This is a genomic window from Ruminobacter sp. RM87 (genome assembly GCF_000701925.1).
Classification (GTDB): domain Bacteria; phylum Pseudomonadota; class Gammaproteobacteria; order Enterobacterales; family Succinivibrionaceae; genus Ruminobacter; species Ruminobacter amylophilus.
In genome coordinates, this window is sequence record NZ_JNKD01000074.1 from 1 (window position 1) to 10,628 (window position 10,628).

General features: G+C 45.4%; 13 protein-coding genes, 1 pseudogene and 1 other annotated feature. Of the genes and pseudogenes, 11 read left to right on the forward strand and 3 right to left on the reverse strand.

The features are described from left to right. Nucleotides 1-343: pseudogene (locus T489_RS0111020) on the forward strand (hypothetical protein); the annotation flags it as partial. A gap of 80 nt (nucleotides 344-423) precedes the next feature. Here the strand turns inward: T489_RS0111020 and T489_RS0111025 are convergent. Genes T489_RS0111025 through T489_RS0111035 form a run of 3 tightly spaced genes read right to left on the reverse strand, consistent with a single transcriptional unit; the run spans nucleotide 424 to nucleotide 1,860 of the window. Then, nucleotides 424-777 carry a hypothetical protein gene (locus T489_RS0111025; RefSeq protein ID WP_031580091.1) on the reverse strand — a complete coding sequence of 118 codons (354 nt, stop codon included), beginning with the start codon at nucleotides 775-777 and terminating at the stop codon, nucleotides 424-426. Nucleotides 778-797: 20 nt separating this feature from the next. Continuing rightward, nucleotides 798-1,394, reverse strand: coding sequence for a hypothetical protein (locus T489_RS0111030; RefSeq protein ID WP_031580092.1), 597 nt, complete (start codon nucleotides 1,392-1,394; stop codon nucleotides 798-800). A gap of 22 nt (nucleotides 1,395-1,416) precedes the next feature. Continuing rightward, on the reverse strand, nucleotides 1,417-1,860 hold the full coding sequence (locus tag T489_RS0111035) for a hypothetical protein (protein ID WP_051622061.1): 444 nt from the start codon (nucleotides 1,858-1,860) through the stop codon (nucleotides 1,417-1,419). Nucleotides 1,861-2,115: 255 nt separating this feature from the next. Here T489_RS0111035 and T489_RS14735 point away from each other — a divergent pair, with 255 nt between their 5' ends. The 10 genes from T489_RS14735 to T489_RS0111085 all read left to right on the forward strand — a co-directional run. Then, nucleotides 2,116-2,472, forward strand: coding sequence for a PhzF family phenazine biosynthesis protein (locus T489_RS14735; protein ID WP_232218314.1), 357 nt, complete (start codon nucleotides 2,116-2,118; stop codon nucleotides 2,470-2,472). Nucleotides 2,473-2,704: 232 nt separating this feature from the next. Next, nucleotides 2,705-2,840: a sequence feature (His leader region), on the forward strand. A gap of 29 nt (nucleotides 2,841-2,869) precedes the next feature. Then, a complete protein-coding gene (gene hisG / locus T489_RS0111045; RefSeq protein WP_031580095.1) occupies nucleotides 2,870-3,766 on the forward strand; it encodes an ATP phosphoribosyltransferase in 897 nt (298 codons plus the stop codon). Between the two features lie 4 nt (nucleotides 3,767-3,770). Continuing rightward, nucleotides 3,771-5,066 carry a histidinol dehydrogenase gene (gene hisD / locus T489_RS0111050; RefSeq protein ID WP_031580096.1) on the forward strand — a complete coding sequence of 432 codons (1,296 nt, stop codon included), beginning with the start codon at nucleotides 3,771-3,773 and terminating at the stop codon, nucleotides 5,064-5,066. Nucleotide 5,067: 1 nt separating this feature from the next. Further along, nucleotides 5,068-6,144 carry a histidinol-phosphate transaminase gene (hisC, locus tag T489_RS0111055; RefSeq protein ID WP_031580097.1) on the forward strand — a complete coding sequence of 359 codons (1,077 nt, stop codon included), beginning with the start codon at nucleotides 5,068-5,070 and terminating at the stop codon, nucleotides 6,142-6,144. Between the two features lie 191 nt (nucleotides 6,145-6,335). After that, nucleotides 6,336-7,451 carry a bifunctional histidinol-phosphatase/imidazoleglycerol-phosphate dehydratase HisB gene (gene hisB / locus T489_RS0111060; protein WP_031580098.1) on the forward strand — a complete coding sequence of 372 codons (1,116 nt, stop codon included), beginning with the start codon at nucleotides 6,336-6,338 and terminating at the stop codon, nucleotides 7,449-7,451. Further along, nucleotides 7,451-8,065, forward strand: a complete 615-nt coding sequence (gene hisH / locus T489_RS0111065; protein WP_031580099.1) for an imidazole glycerol phosphate synthase subunit HisH — start codon at nucleotides 7,451-7,453, stop codon at nucleotides 8,063-8,065. Before hisB ends, hisH begins: the two co-directional genes overlap by 1 nt. 11 nt (nucleotides 8,066-8,076) lie before the next feature. Then, entirely contained in the window at nucleotides 8,077-8,817 is a 741-nt protein-coding gene (gene hisA, locus T489_RS0111070; RefSeq protein WP_031580100.1) for a 1-(5-phosphoribosyl)-5-[(5-phosphoribosylamino)methylideneamino]imidazole-4-carboxamide isomerase, read from the forward strand. Continuing rightward, nucleotides 8,799-9,572: an imidazole glycerol phosphate synthase subunit HisF gene (gene hisF, locus T489_RS0111075; protein WP_031580101.1), complete on the forward strand. Its 774-nt coding sequence runs from the start codon at nucleotides 8,799-8,801 to the stop codon at nucleotides 9,570-9,572. The genes hisA and hisF overlap by 19 nt, the downstream gene beginning before the upstream one ends. Further along, nucleotides 9,565-10,107: a phosphoribosyl-AMP cyclohydrolase gene (locus tag T489_RS0111080; protein ID WP_031580102.1), complete on the forward strand. Its 543-nt coding sequence runs from the start codon at nucleotides 9,565-9,567 to the stop codon at nucleotides 10,105-10,107. Before hisF ends, T489_RS0111080 begins: the two co-directional genes overlap by 8 nt. 237 nt (nucleotides 10,108-10,344) lie before the next feature. Then, nucleotides 10,345-10,628 (forward strand): hypothetical protein (locus tag T489_RS0111085; protein WP_031580103.1); only part of this gene is annotated, 284 nt, incomplete at its 3' end.

Consider the following 10,628-nt stretch of genomic DNA (forward strand, 5'->3'; position numbering starts at 1 on the left):
CAAGCCTCCATTAGTTCCTCTATCCAGTTGTCTTGAAAGCTCTAGTGTGAGTGTAGGAGACGCTCAAATATCATCTCATGACAATGTAGCCGCTTTTATCCCATCGCATAAGGAGTGTATTCGATATGAAGAAAAAACTATCTATGGAAACCGAGGAAAACAGATAGTAAAGGAATGTGCTGAATACGGATATACTGATGATTCTTACGTAAAGGATAAAGAGTGCATACCAAATTGCGGAAGCACAGGATGTCATCCAATTCCTGCAGGATGCACAAAGACAGTTCACTATGTTGAAGTTCTCGTTGATGGCCAAGTATTTGGCGAGCCTTATTATTACTAAGACAATATTGTTAAAAAAGCCCATTAATTGGGCTTTTTACATCAACCAAAATTATTCAAATTTAAATGTGTGCTCCATACCTACACCAATGGTATCCGTAAATCACCTTTTCCTAAGGAAATATTGTAATGCCCCAAAGAGGTTAATACTATCGCATTTCCCTTTATCTCAAATGTAAGAAACCTTGTTGTTCCATCTAGGTCTACAGCTAAACATTTTTCTAAACCACGTCCTAAATGCCCGATTTTATCTGAATTTCCCTCATGAAATCTTAATTCAAAAGGAACATCATCAATACAATCTACCGACTCTAATGCTTTAACGCACAAAGCTATTCTCATGTACAACTTTTCATAATCTCTATTTCTTTTATTCTTTAAATTTCTGATGATTTTTATCTGTTTGGCACATTCTGTAGAGATAACAACGTTCATTATTAAAATTAAGCCCTCTTTTATTCATCATCACTCATCAATAATTTCATTGCTTCCTCCTGAGTATAAGGTCTATCTTCCGCTAGTTCCTCCGCCAACTTCCTAAAAAAACGATGTCTTTTTTCCCAAAGAGCCTTAAATTCTTCTGGATTCTCTTCAGCCATTTTGTTCTCAGCCAAAGCTTGCTGTCTGCCTAATTCGGAAAGCAGTTCACTCCTGATTTTTCGAGCATAATCTTCTGTTTTTTCGCAGTACTCATCATCAAGAATACTGATTTTGTTCTCGTAACGATAAATCATCACATTTGCAAGAACTTCATCATTTACAGTAGGTTCTGTGACCAACGATGATTTAGGAAATAACTCTTCATCTCGACAAAAAGAAAACAAGTCAAGCATTCCCCTTAATTCGTTCATATGTGACACAAGGAATTTCACCTGTTCTTCATGAGATTTGTCCTTAACCTGTTCAATCAAGGCAATATAAGCCTTTTCGTATTCAAGAGCGTTTTTCTTGTCTTCCCCACTCTCTGAATATTCAATAAGTTCATCAGCAGAAGGGAAGCCTAAAGGCTTGCCTTCCTTGATTTTAATACCTACATCTTGGCCTTTAATCATCTATTAGTCTCTTCAAAAAAATCTAGTCATCACATTCCACAGTAATAATACCGTCACGATCCTGTAAGTCTCCGTTAAAATCGCATTTTCCATCACCAAACTTAAAATACCAAAAGATGTAAATCCAAGCAATCGGAGCAAGAAATACAGCGAACGAAAAGCACAGCACCATAGTAACCAGCTTCACAATCAACCAAATCAAAGCATTAGCAATAAGCACGTTATCACCCATTATCCAGTTAACAACTGATTCGTAAACGAATCTTGAGAACGGATAAATTAACCAACTGATTGCCACAAAAGCAAAACCTTGTACCTGATTCCAGTTAATCACCGTGTGAGTTGCCATATCAGTCAACGGCATGTGAGTTAAAACAATCAATGGCAAAGGAGAAATCAGGATAAAGTGTCTTAAATAATAAGCTGGCTGCAAACCACCAAAAATCCAACCTAATTTTCTGAACATAGTAGCACCTCATATTATAAATTAACATAAGTTCATTATACGCCTGTACAGAATAAATACAAATAGTTTTTATACTTATTTTATGACACGCCTATCAATTCATTGAAATTTAACAAATTTCATCAAAATTTATGTTGTTTATTCTCAAAATAAAAAACTCCCAGAGTTTTATCTTCTGGGAGCAAAAGCACGAACTCTATTCTTAAAGTAATTATCGCTTCATCTTGTGATCTTTACTTCGATCGCGATCTGCTGCTGGTTCTTCCCGATGAGTCGTCAGTCAGAACACTCAATCCGAAAGAAAACATTCTGAAGGAACTGGACGGACTGCTGACGGCGGTTACCGCCCAGTCAGACAGCCGTGAATACGACTGCGTCAGCCGTGTTTTCGGACCGAAAATCGGCATAAAGGAAGATCCGGTGACCGGCAGTTCCCACTGCATGATAGTTCCTTACTGGAACGACAGACTGCATAAGGATTCACTGGTCTGTTTCCAGGCATCGGAAAGAACAGGTATTCTGTACTGCATCCGGAACGGAGACAGAATAAGCATTGCCGGAAAGGCGGTACTCTATTCCGAAGGAGAAATTTTAAAAAATCATCAGTTCTGAACAGAGACTGAATATGACTGATTTTCCGTCAGTCACGCCGCAACAGCCTTCATTCATGCTGTTTTACACGGCAGGGATGAGGCTTTCGGACGAAAAACACCGGTATTTTGAAAGATTAAAACAGGAAAATCGCTAAAAACTGTTATCAATAACACAAAAAGAGTGTATAATGCATTCAGTTTTAAAAGTTTGGCACAGAGAATAAAATGTATCAATTATCCAATAATTTACATCATCACCATCATCGTCCTAAATAGTCTTTCAGGAGGAGTGGTTTATTTTCTGGAAGACTTTCTTCCAGGAGTGCCGTAAAGATTTACATAAGACCCTTGGAAGAATAAAACGGATACTTCCAAGGGTTTTTTAATTATACAGACATACAAGAGGGTTATTTGACATGTCTACTAAAAAGTTTCGTATCGCCATGCAGAAAAAGGGTCGTCTCAGTGTTGAAACCACAGAACTTTTAGAGAGCTGCGGTTTAAAGATCAACAAGCGTGAGGACAGACTCATTGCTCACGTTGAAAACATGGAAATCGACATTCTCCGTGTTCGTGATGATGACATTCCGGGTCTTATTATGGACCATGTTGTTGACTGGGGTGTTGTTGGCGAAAACGTACTTGAGGAAACAACACTTGAACGTCAGCAGGAAGGTTTACCTGTAGGCTACAATCTCGTTCGCAAGCTCGATTTCGGCGGCTGCCGTCTTTCACTTGCCATCCCTGTTGAACAGGAATGGAAAGGTGTTCAGAGTCTTGAAGGCTTGAAGATTGCCACCACCTACCCTAACCTCACCAAGCGCTACCTCGATCAGCAAGGCGTAAACTTCAAGACCGTACTGTTAACCGGTTCAGTTGAAGTTGCTCCGCGTGCAGGTCTTGCCGATGCAATCTGCGACCTGGTAAGTTCAGGTGCAACACTTGAAGCCAACGGTCTCAAGGAAGTTCAGGTTGTTTACAGGTCAAAGGCCGTACTTATTCAGAGAGATCAGGAACTCTATCCTGAAAAGCAGGCTATTGCCGACACTCTCATCAGACGTATCGACGGCATGATTCAGGCTCACGGCAGCAAGTACATCATGCTTCATGCTCCAAAGGACAAGGTTAAGGAAATCACCGCTCTCCTCCCTGGTGCCGAAAACCCAACTCTTCTCGAACTCGCAGGTAACTCAACTCATGTAGCCATTCATGTAGTTTCCACCGAAACCCTCTTCTGGGAAACCATGGAAAAGATTAAGGCACTGGGTGCAAGTTCAATCCTCGTATTACCTATTGAAAAGATGTTGAAGTAATATTATGAAAATTGTTAGCTGGAAAGATTTAAATGAACAGGAACGGGTAGACATCCTCACCCGTCCCGCCACTGCCGATGACGGCAGCAAGGCCAAACTTGTTGCTGATATCATCAGCAACATCCGTAATCGCGGAGATGAAGCCCTTCTGGAATACTCCCGCAAGTTTGATCGTCTGGAATCTGATCATATTAAACTTACAGCTGATGAAATCAAATCAGCCTGTGACAGAGTGGATTCTGAACTCAAGACAGCCTTAAAGAACGCTTATGACAACATCAGCATGTTCCACAGGGCTCAGAAACCGGCTCCGGTTGTAGTCAGCACCAGACCGGGAGTTACCTGTGAACTTCACACTCACCCTATCGACAGTGTCGGTCTGTACGTTCCTGGCGGCAGCGCACCGCTGGTAAGTACCGTGCTCATGCTTGCCGTTCCTGCACAGATTGCCGAATGTCCTAAGGTGATATTATGTTCTCCTCCACCGGTTTCCGATGCCATCGTTTATGCCGCAACCCTCTGTGGCGTGAATGACATCTACACCGTCGGCGGAGCTCAGGCTATCGCAGCCATGGCCTACGGCACTGAAACTGTACCTAAGGTAAACAAGATTTTCGGACCGGGCAATTCATTCGTAACCGAAGCCAAGAAGCAGGTAAGCGCAGACTTCCGCGGTGCCGCCATCGATATGCCGGCAGGTCCTTCCGAAGTACTGGTGATTGCCGACGAATCCGCAAATCCGGCATTTGCTGCTTCAGATCTGCTTTCCCAGGCTGAACACGGTCCGGACTCACAGGTTGTTCTTCTTTCAACAAATCCTAACTACGGTAATGAAGTTATCGCTGAAGTTGAAAAGCAGGTTCAGCAGCTGTCAAGAAAGGATATCGCCAACAGAGCCCTGGAAAAGAGTATCGCCATCGTATGCGAATCTCTTGAAGAGGCCTGTGCCATTTCCAACATCTATGCGCCTGAACACCTGATTGTGGAAACCAGAGAACCGCGCGCCCTGCTGCCTTACCTGAGAAATGCAGGCTCAATCTTCATCGGCGGCTGGACTCCTGAATCAGTAGGCGACTACGCCAGCGGTACAAACCACACCCTTCCTACCTACGGTTATGCCAAGACCTGTTCATCTCTCGGTCTTGCCGACTATCTGCGCCGCTACACCGTACAGGAAGCAACCACCGAAGGTTTAACCAACCTCAGCCGTACCGTAGAACTTATGGCAGATGCAGAAGGCCTTACCGCTCACAAGAGAGCAGTAACCATTCGTATGGACATTCTTAACGGAGCCAAATAACATGAGCAGTATTACAGAACTTGCCACTGAAAGAGTAAAACAGCTTACCCCTTATCTGTCAGCCCGTCGTATCGGTGGTAAAGGACATAACTTCCTCAATGCGAATGAAGCGCCTAAGAGTGCAACCTTCCTGATGAAGTCAATTACTCTCAACCGCTACCCTGAATGTCAGCCTCCTGAAGTAATTGAAGCCTATGCTGATTACTCAGGCGTTGCCGAAGAAAACATTCTGGTTTCACGCGGCAGTGACGAATCCATCGGACTTCTGGTCCGCACCTTCTGTGAACCAGGCAGGGACGCAATCCTTATCAGCACTCCGACCTACGGCATGTATTCAATCAGTGCCGACACCGCCGGTGTGAAGACCGTTGACGTTCCGCCTGCCGATGACTTCCAGCCTGACGTTGAAGCTATCAGGAACACTGTGGAAAACAATCCTGAAAAGATCAAGGTTATTTTCATCTGTTCTCCTAACAATCCTACAGGCAACGTGGTTGATGACGACAAGCTTGTTCAGATTCTTGATTTCACCAGAGGCAGATGCCTGGTTGTGGTTGACGAAGCCTATATCGAATTCTGCCCTGAAAAGAGCAAGGTCAAGCTGATGAAGGATTATGACCATCTGGTTATAACCCGTACCCTGTCAAAAGCCTTTGCGCTTGCAGGTATCCGCTGCGGTTTCACTCTGGCTGACCAGGAAGTCATCAAGCTGATGCTCAAGGTAATCGATCCGTATCCGATTGCCGACCCTGTGGCTCAAATTGCCGTTCAGGCCTTAAGCACTCACGGCATCGCCATCATGAAGGAAAGAGTTGCCGAACTTATTGAACGCCGCGACAGATTCGTGGAAGAAGTAAGAAAGCTTGATTACGTTCAGGAAGTTTTCTATGAGAACGCAAACTACATTCTCATCCGCTTCAGGGACGGTGAAGGACTCTTCAAGGCATGCGCCGACAAGGGCATTATTTTAAGAGACTTCCACACCAAGACCAGACTGCAGAACTGCGTACGTGTTACCATCGGCAGTGAAGAAGAAATGAATGAAGTATTATCGGTATTTCATTCAATTAAACAGTAATTTGGCATCAGACAGCAGCCGGTCTACTGTCCGGTAAAAGCCCCTGGGCTTCGCACCTCACGGCTGTCTGCACCTTCGTTGAGCCGCCTGTCTGCCCTAAACGGCAGTCATATGCCGGCGGTTCACGTGTTATATGATTTGTTTACTTAGTGAGGCAGATTGAATCTGCCTCATGTTTTAATGGAAAGCCTATGGAAAAATATCTTTTCATCGACCGTGACGGAACAATCATTGAAGAACCTGTAATCGATAAGCAGGTGGACTCCTATGAAAAACTCAAATTTGAACCTCACGTTATCTCTAGTCTCAAAGCTCTTAAGGATGCCGGTTACAAACTGGTTATGGTAACCAATCAGGACGGACTCGGAACCGACTCTCTTCCTTACGAAAAATTTTCAGGCCCGCACAATCTGATGCTGGACGTTCTGTCTTCAGAAGACGTGAATTTCGAAGAAATTCTCATCTGCCCTCACTTCCCTCATGAAAACTGTGCCTGCCGCAAGCCTAAAACAGGTCTTCTCGGTAACTATCTTGTTCCCGGCGCCATCGACAAGGAACACAGCTTTGTTATCGGTGATCGTGAAACTGATATGGAACTGGCAAAGAACATGGGCATCAGAGGTGAACGCTACAACCCTGAAACCAACAACTGGAAGCAGATTACCGAATTTCTGACCAGAATTCCGCGTACCGCTCATGTTATACGCAACACCAACGAAACCAAGATTGATCTCTTTATAGATCTTGACCACAGCGGCAAGAGTGAAATCTCTACCGGTATCGGCTTCTTTGACCACATGCTTGACCAGATAGCAACCCACGGCGGCATCACCATGAAGCTGAAGGCCGAAGGAGATCTTGAGGTTGATGAACATCATACCGTTGAAGACGTGGGCATTACTCTAGGTACCGCCCTGAAGCAGGCTCTCGGAGACAAGAGAGGTATCGGCAGATTCGGTTTCGCCGTTGCCATGGATGAAGTTGAAGCCAAGCTTGAAGGCCTTCCGGACGATTCACTGATGAATCATCCTGTTGACGCATGCATGGACATTTCCGGCAGACCTTACTGCGTATTCAGCTGCGATGCCGACTTCGTACGTCAGCAGGTAGGAGAACTCTCTACCGAAATGGTTCCGCACTTCTTCCACAGTCTTGCATATGCCATGGGACTTACCCTGCACCTGAAGGTTACCACCGGTAACACCCATCATCAGGTTGAAGCACTGTTCAAGGCCTTCGGCAGAGCATTACGCATGGCTCTAAAAAAAGAAGGCAATGATCTGCCTTCAAGTAAAGGAGTACTTTAATGACCAAGCAGAAAGTTACCATTATTGACACCGGTGTTGCCAACCTGTCATCAGTACTGTTTGCCATGAACCGCCTTGACGCCGACTGCATTATCAGTGCAAGGGAAAGCGACATCAGAAACGCCGACAAGCTGATTCTTCCGGGCGTGGGTTCCGCCGTGGCAGCCATGGCCTCAATCAAGGAAAGACATCTTGACGATCTGATTGTCAACTCACATCAGCCTCTGCTTGGAATCTGTCTCGGCATGCAGATGCTGGCAGGTTTTTCCGAAGAAAGCATGAGTCAGGGAACTGAAGCCGTCAAGTGTCTCGGCATTGTGGACGGCGGCGTACGTCTCATGAAGGTTCCGGGACTGGTTCTTCCGCACATGGGATGGGATCAGGTTGAACACGACGGTTCCTGCCCGCTGTTTAAGGATATACCGAGCGGATCATATTTCTATTATGTACACTCCTATGCTCTGGACGTAACCGGACACACCGTGGCAACAACCACCTATGGTCAGACTTTTTCAGCAGTGGTTAACCGCAATAATTTCTTCGGTACTCAGTTCCATCCTGAAAAGTCCGGTCCGATAGGACACAAACTTCTTAAAAACTTCCTTGACCTCTAGGAGACACAGACATGATTATACCTGCAATTGATCTTATTGGCGGCAAGGTAGTCCGTCTTTATCAGGGAGATTACTCCCGTAAAACCGAATACGATGCCGATCCTCAGGAACGTTTTGACCTCTATGTGAGTGAAGGCGCAAAATTCCTGCACCTCGTGGATCTTGACGGAGCCAAGGATACATCAAAGAGACAGCTTGACGTTATCTCAGAACTGATTAAGAACACTCCGGTTCCAGTTGAAATCGGCGGTGGCATCCGTACCGAAAAGGACGTTGAGGATCTGCTGAACATCGGTACCGAACGCGTGGTTGTAGGCTCAGCCGCCGTTAAGGATCCGAAGACGGCAAAGGACTGGTTCCGCAGATTCGGCGCAGAACACATCGTTCTGGCACTCGACATCAACATTGATCCGGCTACCGGCAAAAGATTCATTGCCATCAAGGGCTGGCAGGAAAACAGTGCGGTTACCATCGAAGATCTGATTAACGATTTTGCCGAAGTGAACCTCAAGTACGTACTATGTACCGACATTTCCCGCGACGGCACCCTCAAGGGATCAAACGTGGATCTTTACAGAGATCTGCACAATATCTTCCCGCACATCGATTTCCTGGCTTCCGGCGGAATCGGCAGTCTTGATGACGTAGCGGCCGTTCGCGACAGCGGAGCCGCCGGTATCATCATCGGCCGTTCTCTGCTTGAAGGAAAATTTACTGTCAAGGAGGCTGTAAAATGCTGGCCAAACGCATAATTCCATGTCTCGACGTTAAAGACGGCGTAGTTGTTAAGGGCGTACAGTTCAGAAACCACGAGGTTATGGGCGGTATCGTTGAATTAGCCAAGCGTTATGCTGATGAAGGTGCCGATGAACTGGTGTTCTACGATATCACCGCATCAAGTGATTCGCGTGTGGTGGACAAAAGCTGGGTTCGTAAAATCGCGGAAGTAATCAACATTCCTTTCTGCGTTGCCGGCGGTATCAAGAGCGTTGAAGACGCAGCCAGAATTCTTGAATACGGTGCAGACAAGATTTCCATCAATTCACCTGCTCTGGCTGATCCAACCCTGATTACCAGACTTGCTGACCGTTTCGGCGTTCAGTGCGTAGTCTGCGGTATTGACTCCTATTATGATGAAGCTACCGATCGTTACCTCGTAAAGCAGTACACCGGTGACGTCAACAGAACACTTATCACCAAATGGACCACTCCTGAATGGGTGGAAAAGGTTCAGGAATGCGGCTGCGGTGAAATCGTTCTGAACATGATGAATCAGGACGGCATGCGCAAGGGCTATGACCTAAAGCAGCTCAAGCTTATCAGAAGTCTGGCTCACGTGCCTTTAATCGCCTCAGGCGGTGCCGGCGAAATGGTTCATTTCAAGGACGGATTCAAGGAAGCTGAATGCGACGGCTGTCTTGCAGCTTCAGTATTCCACAAGGGTATTATCCATATTCCTGAATTAAAGGATTATCTGAGAAAGGAAGGAGTGATTGTACGTGACTAATTACACCCTTAATTTTAACCCTGACGATCTTGACTGGGCCAAGGTAAACAACCAGATTCCGGTAATCGTGCAGAACTACCGCTCAGGTGTTGTTCTGATGCAGGGATTCATGAACCGCGAGGCTCTTGACAAGACTCTGGAAATCGGCAAGGTAACCTTCTACAGCCGTACCAAGCAGAGATTATGGACAAAGGGGGAGGAATCACGCCACTACCTTAATCTCAAGGCTATTACCGCCGACTGCGACAACGACTGTCTTCTTATTGCGGCCGATCCGATTGGACCTACCTGTCACAGAGGAACTGAAAGCTGCTTTGACGGACACATGCCGCTTGAAGCTTCAAATATTGCCGTATATGAAGCATCCGCTGAAACACCTCTTCCTGACGTAAACGCCCTGCTGACAAAGTTCAACGGTGAAAGCAGTAATGAGAATGCCGCAGAACTTCTGAAGGGAGTGCTTGCACTGCTGAAGCAGAAAGGCATTTCCCTGAGGGACATTGATCCTTTATTCAGAAGTGAATGCAGGCACTAACCTTTACCCGTTCATTATGATGACTTTACTGCAGTATGTGTCAGACATACTGCAGTTTTATTTTTATAAAACGGAAAATACTTTACGTTTGTTTTTAAGACGATAAAGTTCATGCCATTTCCTGATAAATAATCATACGGAATTTTTTGTTAAAAGGTAAGCGTATAGGCAATTAGGGTTATTCATTTTCCAAAAACAACGCTTTAAGATGTCACCGTATTTTACGGAGATAATCTTATGACTAAAACACATCCAAGGCATCAGCTGTGGCTGAATCAGTATTATGAACAGCAGAGCAGCGGTCTGAGCACCACTCGGTGGACTTCAGAACAGGGAATATCGTATAAGACTTATTTGAAAAGAATCAGCAGATTGAGAGAACTCGGTCTTATCAGTGGTGGTTCCGGTAAATGTAAAGAGCCGTCAGCTGATGATACCACTGAAAGCAGTTCCTTTTTCATGATTGAAGTGCCTCCGGCTACGACTGTTCATACCGCCAAAGAGCATGATAATTCCATCGT